The organism is Parafrankia colletiae, assembly GCF_001854655.1.
GTDB classification, from domain to species: Bacteria; Actinomycetota; Actinomycetes; order Frankiales; family Frankiaceae; genus Parafrankia; species Parafrankia colletiae.
On the sequence record NZ_MBLM01000193.1, the window covers coordinates 1 to 15,942 of the forward strand.

Consider the following 15,942-nt stretch of genomic DNA (forward strand, 5'->3'; position numbering starts at 1 on the left):
CCTCAAACAAGATCAGAAAACGGTCACCGATCAAGCTCGGCAAGCGGCGGCTTGACACAGGGCAACTCATGCCTGCTCACCCCCGCACGGTGGGCATGCCGCGCGGATGACCGGTTCCAGGCGGTCGGCCATCAGCGCGTGGCCTTCCTCCCCGGGATGGATGCCGTCGGCGAGGAGGTCGTCGTCGTGCAGCGTCTCGCCGTCGACGAGGACAAGAGCAGGGTCGCCGCCGTCGATGCGTGCCTGGACCTGTGCGGCCATCGCGGCACGCAGGTCGGCGAGGGTGGCACCGAGACGGTTGGGGGTCGTCTCGGCGTCCGGCCGTCGGATCGGGGTGGTGACCACGACGGGCGTGTCCGGGTTTCCCTGCCGTAGCAGGGTGAGGAAGGCGTCCAGCCCCGCGCGCAGCAGCGCGGCGGTGTGCGGGATCGTGGACCAGCAGTTGGTGCCGTAGCTGAGGCTGATCAGGTCCGCCGGCACGCTCGCCAGGTGCTCGGCCGAGGGGAGCTCACCGCGCGCGCTGCCGGCGTAGCCGAGGTTGCAGACGTCGAGGCCGAGGCGGCGGCTCAGGCGGGCCGTCCAGCACGAGCCCGGGGAGCTCGCGACCCATCCCTCGACGATGGAGTCGCCGTAGGCCAGCCAGCGCGGGCGCCGGGTGCCCGGAACGAGTGAACCGCCCACCGGGGTGAGTGAGAGCAGGGTCGGGCGCATGCGTTCGGGCAGGTACACCGTCACGCCCTGGGCGCCGGCGGGTAGCGGGAGTTCGATGCTGCCCTCGCCCAGTACGGCCGGTTCGACAACCAGCCGGGAGTCGCCCTCCCAGACCTCGAAGGCTCGGCCGGCGTCTGGCCCGTGCGCGCTCTTCCCGTCGTGCTCGGTGCGGTAGTGGACGACCACGGCGTCGGCGTCGGCGTGTAACTCGAGGCGTACGCCGATCGGGGTCGAGGYCGCCTGCCAGGTGCCGGCAGGCAGGCGTGCGCTGTCCGTGGCGACCGCGCGGGGATACGGGAGCTCCGCAGTGCCCGGGAAGGGGTTGCCGCGGAGGAAAGGGGCTGGATCGAGCGTCGGCATCACGACCTCGCATTCGCCGTTCTCGGCCTGGACGCTCGGCGCATCTGGACCGTGCATCTGTTCCATATATGAAACGGATGTCTTGTCTAGAAAACGTAACGAGATGAGACCGAGAGTGTCAATGACCGAGCGTCGGGCGGCCGATCTCGGTCTGGTCCGTTGACATCGCCATCGGGATGTCTAATGTGGTCACTATAGCAACCAAGCCGTTTGCAGTGGCGAACGATGGGATGTGCTGCATGAAGTTAGATCTTCTGTACGAGGTGGACGTCCCGAAGCCGTGGGGGAAGCCGCATCCCCACGGGCAGCGCGAGGCGGAGCAGGCCGCCTACCGGGAGGCGATCACCCAGATCCGGCTCGCCGACGAGATGGGCTTCCACACCTCCTGGCATGTGGAGCACCACTTCCGTGAAGGGCGCTCACACTGCCCGGCGCCCGAGGTCCTCATCGGGGCGCTCTCGCAGATCACCGAACGGATCCGGCTGGGGTTCGGCGTCACACTGCTCCCGCACGGCTTCACCTCGCCCATCCGCGTGGCCGAGAAGGTCGCCACGGCCGACGTGCTGAGCAACGGGCGGGTCGAGTGGGGGGTCGGCCGCTCCACGCCCATGGAGCAGACCGCGTTCGGCGTCGACATCGCGCAGAGCAAGGATCAGGTACGCGAAGCGGTCGAGGCCATCGTGGCTGCCTGGGAGTCGGAGTACTTCTCCTTCGAGGGGAAGCACTGGAAGTTCCCGGCCACGGGTGACGTCCCCGTTCGCATGATCACGCCGAAGCCGGTGCAGGACCCGCACCCACCCGCCTGGATGGCCGCGTCGAGCGACGGCAGCGCCGCGGCCGCCGGCGCCATGGGCCTGGGGCTGCTCTCCCTGTCGATCATGCGGCCGCTGGAGCAGGTGGCGCAGACCATCCAGCTCTATCGGACGGCCGCTGCCGACGCGAAACCGATCACCCGCGTCGCCAACAACCAGGTGGCGGCATACACCCTGGTCCACTGCGCGGACACGATGGCGCAGGCCGAGGCGAACGGGATCTGGGACGCGACCTGGTGGTGGTACCGCAGCCTGGCCGAGTTCATGCTGCAGTGGGAGTTCCCGCACGCGACCGAGGAGGAGCGGAAGAAGATCTTCCCCATCCTCGACGAGAGCAACGACGCCCCCCCGGACCCGCGGAACTTCAGCGAGGCCGACATGATCATCGTTGGTGATCCCGACGAGTGCCTGCGCAAGATGCTCCGCTACGCGGACCTCGGCGTCGACCGACTGCTCTGCTACGTGCAGTTCGGGCACCTGCCGCACGACTCGGTGATGCGCACCATCGAGCTCCTCGGCACGCACGTGATACCCGAGCTCCAGCGCCGCGAGGTGCAGGTCTCGACCTCCGTCGCCGCGACCTGATCTCCGAGTCCCGGCGGCACCGCGCCCGGTGCGACCTGGCGCCGATCGATCATCTGGTGAATGACGACGGAGGTAATGACCATGACGCGATTAGATGATTCGGCGATTCCCGACTACCCCGGGTTGCTGCGCCTCGACGGACGGGTGGCGCTGGTCGTGGGTGCCGGGCAGGGCAACGGCCGGCACACGGCCCACGCACTGGCCTCGGTGGGCGCGAAGGTGGCGTGCGTCGATCTGGATCCCGACCTGGCCCGCGAGGTCGCCGGCGAGGTCGGCGGTCTGGCCTGTGTCGCCGACGTCCGGCAGCGAGACGCCGTCGAGCGGATCGTCGCCGAGACCCTGGCGGCCTACGGGCGGATCGACGTGGTCGTCGACATCGTCGGCATGGCGCTGTGGGGCAGCCTCCTCGACTCGACGGACGAGGACTGGGACACGACCTTCGGGCTGGTGCTGCGCCACGCCCAGCTCCTCACGCAGATCGTCGGCCGGCAGATGGTGGCCGACGGTGGCGGGGCGATGGTCTTCATCGCCTCGGTCAGCGGCCTGACCAGCGCCCCCAACCACGCCGCCTATGGCGCGGCCAAGGCCGGGCTGCTGTCCCTCGTGCGCACGGCCGCGGTCGAGCTGGGCCCGTCGAACATCCGGGTCAACGCCATCGCCCCCGGTTCGATCCAGACACCGCGCATCCTGCGGGCCATGCAGGAGCGAGGTGACGCACCCCTGCCGCCCTCCATCGAGCCCCTGGGCCATCCAGGACAGCCGCGCGACATCGCCTCCGCTGCTCTCTTCCTCTGCTCCGATCTCTCTCTGCACGTCACCGGCCACACCCTGATCGTCGACGGGGGTGCCAGCGCCCGCTTCGTCTTCATGGGCGCCGGTCTGCCGACGAAGGAGATCCCGGCGTCCGGAAAGGTCTTCTCGTCAGCCAGGGTTTCCGCGGCGGGAGAGGCCCCGGTGTCATGAGGACGGACGCGGTGCCCGTCGGGACGGGCGTACTCGGGCAGCCCGCCGCGGCGGGGCGGGTCTTCGACCTCTCCGGCCGGGTGGCGATCGTGACCGGTGCGGCGCACGGCATCGGGCTGGGCGTCTCCGAGGTGTTCGCGGAGGCGGGCGCCACCGTGGTGTGCGCGGACATCGACGGCGACGCCGCCGCCGCGGCGAGCCGGGCGATCACCGACGCGGGCGGATCGGCGAAGCCGGCCACCGTGGACGTGTCGCGGCGCGAGCAGGTCCGTGCTCTCGTACGGTCCGTGGTGGCGGAACACGGGCGCCTCGACGTGATGTGCAACAACGCCGGGATCATCGTCGAGGCCCCTGTGCTCGAGCTGTCCGAGGAACAGTTCGACCGGGTGCTGGCCGTCAACCTCAAGGGCCTGCTGTTCGGGTGCCAGGAGGCCGGCGCGGTGATGCGCGGCCAGCAGGCGGGCAGCATCATCAACATGGCGTCGGCCGCCGCCGACACAGCTCCCCCGGGCCTGGTGGCCTACTCGGTCTCGAAGGCGGGGGCTGTCCAGATAACCCGCACCCTGGCCAAGGAACTTGGTCCCGAAGGGGTACGGGTCAACGCCGTCGCCCCCGGGCTGGTCGAGACCACGATCACCCGCCGGCACTACACCAACCAGGACGGAACGATCAATGAGGACAACCGCGCCACGTTCCTGGCACGAGGCCGGGACGTGGCGCCCCTGCGACGCATCGGCACACCGGCGGACATCGGCTACGCGGCGCTCTATCTCGCCTCGGACGCGTCCCGATTCGTCACCGGTCAGGTCCTGCGGCCCAACGGGGGTACCTCCATGCCCTGACCACCAGCCCCACCGGACGCGGAACTGATGCCACGGCCCGCCCCGGGTGTCGAGCGGACGGTCGCGCTCATCACCTTCCTGAGCAGGCACCCGGGCCGGCCCTTCAGCCTCTCGGAGCTGGCCCGGCAACTGGACCTGAACAAGGCGACCGCCCACGCCATGCTGGCCGCCCTGACCGACTCCGGCTGGCTGCTGCGGGACACCGCGCACAAGACCTACCAGCTCGGTGCGGCCCTGGTGTCCATCGGTGACGCAGCCGCCGGAGCCGATCGCCACGCCCTCGAACTCGCGCGCCCGCACATGCTCCGCCTCAGCGACGAGCTCGGCGTCCAGGTCGTGGCGAGCACGGTGCTGGGCGACGACATCGTCGTGCTGGCCATCGAGGGCCACGCGGCGGCACCGAACGACTTCGTGTCCAGGCCTGGCAGCCGGATCCCCCTGTCGCCCCCGCTCGGCACGGTCTTCGTCGCGTGGTCCGATGCCGGCGACGTCGAGCAGTGGCTCCGCCGGCTCAGCCCCCGCCTCGACGACCACCGGCTCGGCATCTACCGGGACGCCATCAAGGTGATCCGGCGCCGCGGATACACGGTCGCACTCAACGACGACTGGCGCCACGACCTGAGCCGAGCTCTCGGTGTCTTCGCCGACAGTTACGGCGACACCGAGGTGCGTACCGCGGTCGAACGCGTCATCCAGGCCATGAGTGACGAGAAGAAGTACCTCCTCGTCGATCTCGACGGCATCGAGGCACAGCAGTTCAGCCTGATCAGCGCGCCCATCTTCGACAACACCGGCCGAGTGCGCCTCGCGATCAGTCTCACCGGCTTCGCCGCTCGTCTGCGCCCCCAGCAGATAGCTGCCTACGGACGGCGGCTCGCCGAGGCCACGATGGCGATCACCCGGCGCATTGACGGTCACCCGCCCGACGAGGCCATGACCGCCTGACTGGTGCGAACATCGGCTCAGTCGGTGTCCGGCGACGCGTACTCCTCCCGCCAGGGACCAGCCAGATGGCCGCCGTCGACCGTGAAGGCCGCCCCGGTGGAGTACGAGCTGTCGTCGGAGGCCAGGAACGCCGCCAGCGCGGCGACCTCCTCCGGCCGGCCCATCCGCGGGATCGGCTGCCTTGCGACCAGGCGGTCCAGGGCTGCGCGTACCTCGGCCGCGGACTCCATCACCAGAGGTGTCGCGATCACTCCTGGATGAATCGAGTTCACCCGGATGCCAAGCGGCCCGAACTCGAGCGCCGCCGAGCGCGTCATTCCCGTCACCGCGTGTTTCGAGGCGACATAACTCGTGAGGTTCCGGACACCGACGAGTCCGTCGATAGAGGAGATGTTCACGATCGCACCACCCCCGGCCGACATCGCGTCCGCGACTGCCCGCATACCCAGGAAGACTCCATGCAGGTTCACGTCGATCACCCGGTAATGCTGGTCCAGCGGTGCCTTGTGCAGGGGACCACCCGCCCCCACACCCGCGTTGTTGACCAGAATGTCCAGTCGACCGTGGCGCCGAACCGTGAACGCGACCGCGGCGGCCCAGGACTCGGCGTCGGTCACGTCCAGGCGGACCGCGGTCGTGTCCCCGCCGAGTCGCTCCGCGAAGGCGGTCACATCATCCTCGGCGATGTCGGCCGCCACGACCAGTGCACCCTCGTCCACGAGCCGGGCCACCGTTGCCTGCCCAATGCCCCGAGCCGCGCCGGTCACCAGCGCCACCCTGTCGGCCAGTCGCCCCTCGTTGCTCATGTCAGCCCCTGTCCGCACTGGTCAACGACCTGCCCTACCAGCGCCAGGCCATTGACCCACCAGGCCATACACCTAACGACAATTCACCATACCAACCGACTTGTTTGCTATCGCGAACGAACGCCTCTGTGGCGAACCACCAGCCGCAGAGGCTCCGTCTTCCGCCCAGAGAAGCAGGCAAAGAATGCGCTCGGGCGCTCGGGCGCTCGAGCCCCAGGATGCGCTGCGATCGCGACCGGCACCGCCGGGTCATCGGTGGTGTTCGCCGGACTTACCTCCGTGGGCGCAGGGGATAGCTTGAGCCCACCCGCGCGGGTCAGGTTTCGGTGCTGTCGGACGGGGGGCACTGCCGGGTCGCCGGGTCGGCCTCAGGAAGGTTGACGTCCTTGGCCGTCGCGGTCAGGGAGAGCCCGGAGGCGTCCGTGGTGGCCTCGACGACGGTGAGGTCGAACGGCAGGTCGCCGACGGGGATGGGGATCGAGGGGAGCAACCGGCCCACGCCGCCGGGCACGGGGACGTCGAGGTCGAGCGCCCCGCGGAGCGAGACCTCGGAGGGGATCAGGGTGACCTCGTTGTCACGTACCTCGAAGGTGGTGACGCCGCCGATCTCCTGTGCACCGAGCAGTGGTATGTCGGCCCTTCCGGAGACCTCGACCTCCTTCCCGCCGTCCACCGGGTTAATCTGGATCTTGCCGGGCTGGTCGGCCAGGAACGTGTTCACGTCGTCGTAGTCGAGACGAACCGTTGCCTCGACGTCATCGACCGGTATCTCACCGACACGGCCGGTGATGATCTTTTGGACTGGAAGGTGCAGCCCTTTGAGATGCGCCTCAACCGAGGAGATCCGGGGCCCCGGTGTCGAAATTCCCTGAATGGTGACACCGATGTGCTTGAATGTGCCGAACGCAATCTGAGTGAGGAACGGAAATCCGCCGATACTGACATCGCTCACGGTCGGTGGAATGGCGTCGCAGGCGAGACTCTCGGCCAGGCTTGCTTCGATCTGCGGGGCCATCTGGCTCTCGGCCGCCAGGACCGCGAAGCGGTCGCCCGCCACGCTCACCATGAGCAGAACGACCGCGCCGATCACGAAGGTCCGCCGGCGGCGCCACCACCGGCGGCGTTTCGGAGGGACCGGCCCGTCGCCGGGAGTGCTGGGTGGACGGTGACCGCCCGGACCCGCAACAGCGGAATCATCCACCGCGGCGTCCGCCACAGCGCCCGCCGCAGCGGCGGGACTGGCCTGGTGGAACGCCGAAGGGGCGATCGGCGTGGTCTCCGGCACGCGCTCCCGTGGGAAGCGGACCGGATGTCCCGGACGGAAGGCGTCAGCGGGTGGTGGTGGACCGGTGGGGCCCTGCGGGGCCTGTGCTGGCGAAGGCCGCCGCCCGGACAGGCCGCGCAGGTCGTCGTCGGTCGACTGGTCGACGGCCGCGCCGGCTCCTGCCTCCGCGACACTGCCGAGTGCGGCGTCCGCGGTCTCGTGCCCGTCACCGTCGAGTCTGGGGCTCACCGAACTTCCCTTCGTCTCGAGCCTCGCCGGGCTCTCCCACCGGCCTTCGTCGGCGCGCGGGGGTGGGCAGGCACGGGTCGACCCCGCCAGGCGGCGCCCGGTGAGGCACCGGCCCATGGCCGCCGACCGGCCATGAGCCACTGTGCGCTGGCATGGCCCGCTTCCGCGTCGGCCGGAGGCAGTCACTTTCGACTACTGCGAGCTCAGTACATCCATCGCCACCTACTGCCTCGAGCGCGGCTCCACGGGCCGGCTGCTTCTCGTGTACTGCGTTTTTCGTAGCCAGAAGGTCCCACCGGGGGACGACGACGAGACGCCCCGGATCCGCCAGTCTTCTCGGGTACCCGAAAAGATGTGGAGACCCACCACCGTGGCGAATTTTCTTTATCGTCTGGGCCGCCTTTCCTTCCAGCGGCGCCGATACGTTCTCCTGTTGTGGATCGCGGCACTGGCAGCCCTGAGTTTCGCCGCGGTCAAGGCTCCTGCCGCCCCCGAGGACACCTTTTCCATTCCCGGAACCGAGTCCCAGCGGGCGTTCGATCTCCTGGATGAACGTTTTCCCGGTTCCGGGGTGGACGGGGCGGTCGCCCGTCTCGTCTTCGGCGCGCCGGAGGGCCAGCAGCTCACCACGGCGCAGAACCGAGCCGTCGTCGAGAGAGTCGTCACCGAGGCTTCCGCGGGTCCACAGGTCGCCACCGCGACGGATCCGTTCCAGGGCGGCGCGGTGAGCGAGGACGCCGCGACCGCCTACGCGACTGTCGTCTACACGGAGGGCAGCGCCGACCTCACCGCCGCCACCACCGAGAACCTGAAGCGGGCGGTCGCGCAGGGCCAGGCTGCCGGTCTGACCGTCGAGATCGGCGGGGACGCGCTGGCCACCCGGCCGGCGGCGGGTGGGGCCACCGAGGTGCTCGGAATCGCAGTCGCCGCGATCGTGCTGCTGGTCACCTTCGGGTCGCTGGCCGCGGCCGGGCTGCCGCTGTTGACCGCGGTTGTCGGCGTCGGTGTCGGAATGACCTCGATCATGGCGCTGGCCAGCACCTTCGGCCTGTCCTCGACCGCCGGCACGCTGGCGATGATGCTCGGCCTCGCCGTCGGGATCGACTACGCCGTGTTCGTCGTCTCCCGCTACCGGGAGGAACGGGCCCAGGGACACGAGCCGGTCGAAGCCGTGGCCGTGGCCACCGGCGCTGCCGGTTCCTCGGTGGTGTTCGCCGGGCTCACCGTCGTGATCGCCCTGGGCGGCCTGGCCATCGTCCGGGTGCCGATGCTGACGAAGATGGGCCTGGCCGCCGCCGGCACCATCGTCGTCGCCGTCCTCATCGCGCTCACCCTGGTGCCGGCGCTCCTCGGTTTCTGGCAGCGTGCCGTGCTCCCCCGCTCCGCCCGCAGGGGTCGGACGAAGGTCGAGCACCACGGCCCCAACGCGGGTACCCGATGGGCGAGGCTGGTCCTGCGCCGCCCACTGCCCATCCTCGTCCTGGCGGTTCTCGTTCTCGTGGCGATCGCGCTGCCGGTACTGGACCTGCGCCTGGGGAGCAGCGGCGACGAGGCCAAGCCCACGTCCACGACCGAACGCCGCGCCTACGACGACCTCGCACGGGGCTTCGGCGCCGGCTTCAACGGCCCCCTCACCATCGTTGTCGACGCGGCGGCCGCTGACGACCCGCGGGCGGCGGTCACCACGACGATCCGGACACTCGCCGGCACCCCGGGGGTCGTCTCGGTGTCCACGGCCCGGTTCAGTCCCGCGGGTGACACAGCGGTGATCACCGCTGTCCCCGCGGCGGGTCCGAGCGACGCGGCGACCAGGGAGCTCGTTCACGCGATCCGGGCCGAACGCGCTTCCGTCGAGGCGGCCACCGGCGCGGTGTTCCAGGTCACCGGCAGCACCGCTGTCAACATCGACATGGCTCAGAAGGTCCAGGACGCGCTTCTCCCCTACCTCGCTGTCGTGGTGGGGCTGGCCTTCCTGCTCCTGCTGGTGCTTTTCCGCTCGGTCCTCGTACCGCTCAAGGCTGCTCTCGGTTTCCTGCTCTCCGTGCTRGCCGCCCTCGGCGCGGTCGTCGCGGTCTTCCAGTGGGGCTGGCTGGCGGGCCTCATCGGCCTGGAGCAGACGGGGCCGATCATGAGCATGATGCCGATCTTCATGGTGGGCATCGTCTTCGGGCTCGCCATGGACTACGAGGTCTTCCTTGTTGCCCGCATGCGGGAGGCGCACGTCCACGGCGAGAGCGCCAGAGACGCGATCGTCTCCGGCTTCGGGCGCAGCGCCCGTGTCGTGGTCGCCGCGGCACTCATCATGATGGCGGTCTTCTCCGGCTTCATCGGCGCCGGCGAACCGATGATCAAGATGATCGGGTTCGGCCTGGCCGCAGCGGTCCTGCTCGACGCCTTCGTCGTCCGCATGACGATCGTTCCGGCCGTCCTCGCGTTGGCCGGTGAACGGGCCTGGTGGATCCCACGTTCCCTCGACAGGGTGCTGCCCTCGCTCGACGTCGAAGGCGAGGCGCTGAGCCGGCCGGGTTCGCTGGAACCCGCCGCGGAGGTCAGGGGCACCGCCTGGGCGGAGACCCCCTCCGCGCGGCCCACAGCCGAATCCCTGGAGCCGACATTCCGTCGATGAGCACAGCCCATCGACAGAGCGCACGGCCGCGCATCTCCCGGCTGGCTGTGACCCCGTACGGTGAGCGGCACGGTCACGGCACCCGACAGGAACCCGCAATGACGATGTCCAGCTGGTGGCGACAGATCCAGAATCACCCGCGGCTACGCACCGTGGTGATCGCGGGTGCGGCCTTCGTGTCCTCCGGCCCCGCCAGCAGACTGACCCCACCTGTCGCGGTCCACGGCGGCGGGTGGTGGCCCGCGGTCCTTCTCGCGGCCGTCGCCTGCACCGCACTGCTCTGGCATGAACGCCGTCCCCGGACCACCGCCGCGGTGGCGGTGGTCTGCACCGTGGCGCTGACGGCGCTGGGCTATCTGCTCACAGCCCTGTCACTGGCCCCCCTGATGGCCGCGCTCTACTGGCTCGCCGCGCACACCGACCGCAGGACCACCCTGGCCTTCGTCCTGTCCGCCTGCGCCCTGGTGGTGGGAACGGCGCTGATCGTGGACCCTCCCAGCTATCCCTGGCCGCTCAAGACCATCGGCCCGGCCGCCTGGATACTGATGCCCGCCTCGCTCGGCGGAGCACGGCGGATCAAACAGGACTACCTCGACGCCGTCAGATCCCGCGCGGAGTACGCCGAACGCACCCGCGAGGCCGAGGCCAGCCGCCGGGTGGCGGACGAACGCACGCGGATCGCCCGTGAACTGCACGACGTCGTCGCCCATCACCTCACCCTGGCCCACGCCCAGGCCGGCACCGCCGCGCACCTCGTCCAGACCCGACCTGACCAGGCGCAGCAGATCCTCACCAGCCTCACCGCCACCACGTCCTCCGCCCTGCGCGATCTCAAGGCCACCGTCGGCCTCCTCCGGCAGGGCGACGACCCGGCCGCGCCGCTGGAACCCACCCCGTCGCTCACCCGGCTCCCCGAGCTCGCCCGCACCTTCGCCTCCGCCGGGCTCACCGTCACCATCAACACCCGGGGCGAACGGCCCCCGCTCTCCCCCAGCGTGGATCTCACGGCCTACCGGATCGCGCAGGAGGCGCTCACCAACGTCGCGAAGCACACCACCACCAGCAGCGCACAGGTCGACATCACCTACTCGCCCAGCAGCCTCACCATGATGATCATCAATGGTGACGACGGCGCTGATCGTGGCCGTCGCTCCGGCGCCACCGGTGAGGCCACTGCCGGAGGTGGCACGGCCGACGGGGCCGACCAGCCCGCCGCGGCGACATCGACGTCGCCCGCGAACAGCGGGTTCGGTCTGATCAGCATGCGCGAACGAGCCCTCTCCGTCGGCGGGCACCTCGAGGCCGGCAGCCACCCCGAAGTCGGGTTCCACGTCACCGCGGTCCTGCCCCTGCATCCCGGAAACCCCACGACAGATCGGACACGATGACCATCCGTGTGCTGCTCGCTGACGACCAGACTCTCCTGCGAGCGACGTTCCGGATCCTGATCGACTCGTGCGACGACATGACAGTGGTCGCCGAGGCCGCCGACGGGCATGATGCCGTCGCCGCGACCCGCGAGCACCGACCGGACGTCGTGGTCATGGACATCCGCATGCCCGGCATGGACGGCCTCGCAGCCACCGCGACCATCTGCGGTGACAGGGAACTCGCCACGGCTCGTGTCCTCATCCTCACCACCTTCGAGATCGACGAGTACGTCGCCCAGGCACTCCGCGTCGGAGCAAGTGGGTTCCTCGGCAAGGACGTCGAAGCCGACGGGCTCCTCACCGCCATCCGCACCGTCGCGAGCGGCGAGGCGCTTCTCTCCCCGACAGCCACCCGCGCGCTCATCACCCGGTTCCTCGCCACCCCCGAGCCCACGGCCGCCACGACGACGACCCCCGCAGCCCTCGAAACGCTCACCATCCGTGAACGCGAAGTCATGACGCTGGTCGCCGAAGGACTCTCGAACCAGGACATCGCGAGCAAGCTCGTGATCAGCCCACTGACCGCTCGCACCCACGTCCACCGCGCCATGACCAAGCTCAATGCCCGCGACCGGGCGCAGCTCGTCGTCATCGCCTACCAGTCCGGCCTGCTACCTGCCCGCCCACCGACCTGACCGTCGCCGCGACGCAACCTCATGGCGGTGAGCACGAGAGCGGCGGCGGCGAGGGCCAGACCGGTGGTCACGTCGAGGAGCCAGATTCCGGCGCTGTGCTCCCAGAGGCCGTCCGCCGGATCGGTACGCAGCACCTCGTCACCCAGTTTGGAGACCTCGTTCAGGTCGCCGGTGGACGCCAGCGCCGCGAAGCCCCACCGGGCCGGCACGAGCCAGGAAACCTGTTCCATCCCCCACCGGCCGGCGACCGACACGAGGCCGCCGGAGAGCACGAGCTGGGCCATCGTCACGAGAACCAGGACGGGCATCGCCTTGTCGGCGTTGTCGACGAGCGTCGAGACAAGCAGGCCGATCATCATCGACGCGAATGCGGCGACAATCACCGCGACAAGGCATTCCGCCAGCGGAGAGCCCAACAGGGAGCCACCCTCCGGAGCTCTCCCGACCAGACCTATCAGAGTGAAGACAGCACCCTGCAGGGCGGTGACACCGGTCAGAACTATGACCTTGGAACCGAGGTAGGCCGCCCGGGACAGCCCGATCGTCCGTTCCCGGTGGTAGATGTCCCGCTCCTTGACGATCTCGCGGACCGAGTTCGCCATGCCCATGAAACAGGCGCACAGCATCAGGACGACGAGCACCTTCATCGCGTCCGGATTGGGCCGGTCCGGTAGGGAGCCCAGCCCGTCTGGTGCCGGAATCACCCGCGGGATGATCCCGAGCAGGAACGGGAAGGCCAGGATGAGGCGAAGGTAGGAGCGGTCCGCCAGCACCACCTTCAGGTACCTGCGGGTAAGCGTCGTGAGCTGGGCGGCCACCGGCTGCTGGCGCACGCGCGGCAGCCCCGCGGGTGCGGCAGTCCGCACGACCGGAGCCACGATCGCCGAGGGCACGAAGTACTCCGAGGCCCGGAACCGTGCGGCCAGCTCGGCGCCGGGTGTGCTCTCCAGCTCCCGGAACACCGCGGCGAAGTCACGGAAGTCGTCCTTGCCGAAGAAGCGCAGTGCCCCGTCCGCCGGGCCGAAGTAGGCCACGTACCCGCCCGGGGCGAGCACCAGGATGTAGTCGCACAGGTCCAGGAACAGCACACTGTGCGTCACCACGATGACCGTCCGGCCTCCCTCGTCCGCCGAGCCGGCGCCGCCGCCCTCCGCCAGGTTCCTCAGTGTCTCCATCACCGACTGGTCGTTCGCCGGATCGAGACCCGACGTGGGCTCGTCCAGGAAGAGCAACGACGGTCGGGTGAGCAGCTCCAGCGCGACCGACGTCCGTTTTCGCTGCCCACCTGACAGCCTGCCGACCGGGGTGTTCGCATGCGCGGTCAGGCCGAGCTCTCCGATGACCTCCTCGACCCGCGACCGCCGCTCCTGTGCGGTGGTGTCCGCCGGGAACCGCAGCTCCGCCCCGTACCGGAGTGCTTCGCGCACGGTGAGCTGGGCATGCAGCGGGTCGGCCTGCGGGACGTACCCGATACGCCGGCGCAGGTCGTCGTACTCGGCGTACAGATCCTGTCCCGCGTACTTGACGGTGCCCACGTCCGCCGGGCGGAAGCCCGTGAGAGCGTGGAGGAGCGTCGACTTGCCCGCTCCGCTGGGGCCGACCACCCCGAGCAGCGAGCGGCCCGGCAGCCGGAAGGTCACGTCGTGCATGAGCTGCTTCGTGYCGGCGAACACCGAGACACCCTGCGCCTCGAACGCCACGTCGCCGGAATCGACGTACTCGACCAGCGAGTCGCCCTCGAGCTGGTAGAGATGGTGACCGATGGCAATCACGTCACGCTGAGTAACCCACACCCGCTTCACGCGCTGCCCGTTGACGAAGGTCCCGTTCGCCGAGTCGAGATCGACGATCTCGATGCCGGCCGGCCCGACCGACAGTTCGGCGTGGTAGCGCGACGCAAGCAGGTCCGACACCCAGATGTCGTTGCCGCGCGCACGACCCAGGCGCGTCGTCCCGGTCCGCACCGGGTGCAGCCGCTGGCAGGTATGCGCGGCGGCGGTGCCAGGCACCGTTTCGACATCCATCTCGACCGGGCTGGGGGCAAGGACCAGCTCCGGGCCGTCGGCGGCACCGAGCCGGAAGCGAACCTCGGCGCGGCGCACGGTGGTGGTATCCCCCATCCGGTACCCGGCCTGCCACAGTCCGTTCGTGCTGACATCTCGCACGTGCCAGCCGTCCGCCACCGGTTCGAGCACGAGATGACGCCGGGAGACCCGGACGTCCCTGATGACGATGTCCGTGTCGTACGCACGGCCGACCACGCACCTCGCGTCCCCCAGCAGCGTCGCATGGCCCGCCGGGCTGGTCACGGTCAGCGTGGTCCGAACCATGGGTGTCCCCTCTGTGCTGTGCCGACGCACGCGCCGGGAGCCGGCTGACCGCGGCGGACGGTGATCGCTTTCCCGACCCCTCCGGGCTGCCTTTCCTGCCCACCGATCTCTCGGATTCGGGCAGGCCACGGCGACCGCACGAGGAGGGAGGACATCAGGGCTGATACTTTTCAAAAATTTCGATCCTGCCGCACCAGTTCACAATTTCTCATTTACGCTGGCACCTATGGGGACCACCGCGCACCTGCCACGGTCAGCCCGGTGCGATGTTTCCGCCGACCGCCAGGGCACCTCTCCGACCGTGTCGGCCAGGATATCTTTTCGATGACCGGACGCTCACATCAGTACGCGGAACCGGCGATGATCCCGAGAATCCGTCGTAACAGGGTCGGCGGCCCACCCGGCTGTCCACACGGGATGCCCGCCCAGGCCAGCAGCGTGGCCGGTCCACACGAGAGAAGAATGTCGCATCTCGCGAAGGCAGCGGCACTTCCTGTCGCGGGCACAGGGAGGGCCTCCTGATCTTCTCGGGTGCGCAACAAAGATTGTTGCAGGACCAGGCGGATGCTGTCGTCGTCCATACGCAGCAACCTCGGCTACTGCGTATGCAGTACGTACCACCCGGCCCTTCACCTCGGACATCATGGCCCTGCCCAGGCCAGAGGCTGACACCTCCCTCGGCCGGCCCGGCTGGCCTGGTACTGCGTTCTCAGTAGTCGGATGCCTGCCGACGGACGACGACGGGCAGGCCCTACTCGGTCATGCTTGGCGGTACCGCGATCATGCGTGCCTCAGTTCACGCTGGCGAAGGGACGAACTGTGACCGACTTCGAGGCGATGGACTTCTTCCGGGACGAGGCGCTCGTCGCGGACCCGTATCCGTATCTCGACGCGTTGCGGGGGCAGTGCCCGGTGCGGCGGGAGCATCACCACGACGTGGTGATGGTGACCGGTTACGAGGAGGCGGTGGAGATCTTCCATGACAACCGGACCTTCTCGTCCTGCATCTCGGTGACGGGCCCGTTCCCCGGGTTCCCGGTCCCCCTCGAGGGCGACGACATCTCGGGGCTGATCGAGCAGTACCGCGACCAGCTCCCGATGAACGACCAGCTCCCCACGATGGACCCGCCGACCCACACGGATCATCGCGCTCTGCTGATGAAACTCATCACCCCGAAGCGCCTCAAGGAGAACGAGGCCCTCATGTGGGAACTGGCCGACCGCATGCTCRACCCGTTCCTGGCCACCGGCGAGGGCGATTTCATCAGCGGCTTCGCCGGGCCGTTCACGCTCCTGGTCATCGCCGACCTCCTCGGCGTGCCCGAGGAGGACCAGGAGGAGTTCCTCGACCGGTTGCAGCGCCAGCCGCAGGCCGAGAGCGGCG

At 69.4% G+C, this 15,942-nt stretch carries 12 protein-coding genes; 8 read left to right on the forward strand and 4 right to left on the reverse strand.

What is annotated here, in order from left to right; genetic code table 11:
* Positions 1-66 precede the first annotated feature (66 nt).
* Entirely contained in the window at positions 67-1,128 is a 1,062-nt protein-coding gene (locus CC117_RS33730; protein ID WP_198542089.1) for a GDSL-type esterase/lipase family protein, read from the reverse strand.
* Positions 1,129-1,310: 182 nt separating this feature from the next.
* Here CC117_RS33730 and CC117_RS33735 point away from each other — a divergent pair, with 182 nt between their 5' ends.
* From CC117_RS33735 to CC117_RS33750, 4 genes are all read left to right on the forward strand, one after another.
* Entirely contained in the window at positions 1,311-2,468 is a 1,158-nt protein-coding gene (locus CC117_RS33735) for an LLM class flavin-dependent oxidoreductase (protein ID WP_071092467.1), read from the forward strand.
* Positions 2,469-2,549: 81 nt separating this feature from the next.
* On the forward strand, positions 2,550-3,431 hold the full coding sequence (locus CC117_RS33740; protein WP_071092490.1) for an SDR family NAD(P)-dependent oxidoreductase: 882 nt from the start codon (positions 2,550-2,552) through the stop codon (positions 3,429-3,431).
* Between the two features lie 11 nt (positions 3,432-3,442).
* The gene (locus CC117_RS33745; RefSeq protein WP_071092469.1) at positions 3,443-4,273 is read left to right on the forward strand and encodes an SDR family NAD(P)-dependent oxidoreductase; all 831 of its coding nucleotides are present in this window, start codon (positions 3,443-3,445) and stop codon (positions 4,271-4,273) included.
* Between the two features lie 27 nt (positions 4,274-4,300).
* Entirely contained in the window at positions 4,301-5,218 is a 918-nt protein-coding gene (locus CC117_RS33750) for an IclR family transcriptional regulator (protein WP_071092471.1), read from the forward strand.
* Positions 5,219-5,235: 17 nt separating this feature from the next.
* On the opposite strand, the gene CC117_RS33755 is transcribed toward CC117_RS33750, so the two are convergent.
* Positions 5,236-6,024, reverse strand: coding sequence for an SDR family NAD(P)-dependent oxidoreductase (locus CC117_RS33755; protein ID WP_071092474.1), 789 nt, complete (start codon positions 6,022-6,024; stop codon positions 5,236-5,238).
* A gap of 316 nt (positions 6,025-6,340) precedes the next feature.
* The gene (locus tag CC117_RS39710; RefSeq protein WP_241830656.1) at positions 6,341-7,537 is read right to left on the reverse strand and encodes an LmeA family phospholipid-binding protein; all 1,197 of its coding nucleotides are present in this window, start codon (positions 7,535-7,537) and stop codon (positions 6,341-6,343) included.
* A 370-nt stretch (positions 7,538-7,907) separates the two neighbouring features.
* Between CC117_RS39710 and CC117_RS33765 the strand changes: the two genes are divergently transcribed.
* The 3 genes from CC117_RS33765 to CC117_RS33775 all read left to right on the forward strand — a co-directional run bounded on the left by CC117_RS33765 (position 7,908) and on the right by CC117_RS33775 (position 12,228).
* Positions 7,908-10,163 (forward strand): MMPL family transporter, encoded by a 2,256-nt coding sequence (locus tag CC117_RS33765; protein WP_071092477.1) that lies wholly within the window; start codon positions 7,908-7,910, stop codon positions 10,161-10,163.
* Positions 10,164-10,261: 98 nt separating this feature from the next.
* On the forward strand, positions 10,262-11,551 hold the full coding sequence (locus tag CC117_RS33770; protein WP_071092480.1) for a sensor histidine kinase: 1,290 nt from the start codon (positions 10,262-10,264) through the stop codon (positions 11,549-11,551).
* Positions 11,548-12,228 carry a response regulator transcription factor gene (locus CC117_RS33775; RefSeq protein WP_071092483.1) on the forward strand — a complete coding sequence of 227 codons (681 nt, stop codon included), beginning with the start codon at positions 11,548-11,550 and terminating at the stop codon, positions 12,226-12,228. Before CC117_RS33770 ends, CC117_RS33775 begins: the two co-directional genes overlap by 4 nt.
* On the opposite strand, the gene CC117_RS33780 is transcribed toward CC117_RS33775, so the two are convergent.
* The gene (locus tag CC117_RS33780; protein WP_071092485.1) at positions 12,189-14,558 is read right to left on the reverse strand and encodes an ATP-binding cassette domain-containing protein; all 2,370 of its coding nucleotides are present in this window, start codon (positions 14,556-14,558) and stop codon (positions 12,189-12,191) included. The two genes, CC117_RS33775 and CC117_RS33780, sit on opposite strands and share 40 nt — an antisense overlap.
* An 819-nt stretch (positions 14,559-15,377) precedes the next feature.
* Here CC117_RS33780 and CC117_RS33785 point away from each other — a divergent pair.
* On the forward strand, positions 15,378-15,942 hold a 565-nt coding region (locus tag CC117_RS33785), incomplete at its 3' end, for a cytochrome P450 family protein (protein ID WP_131803191.1).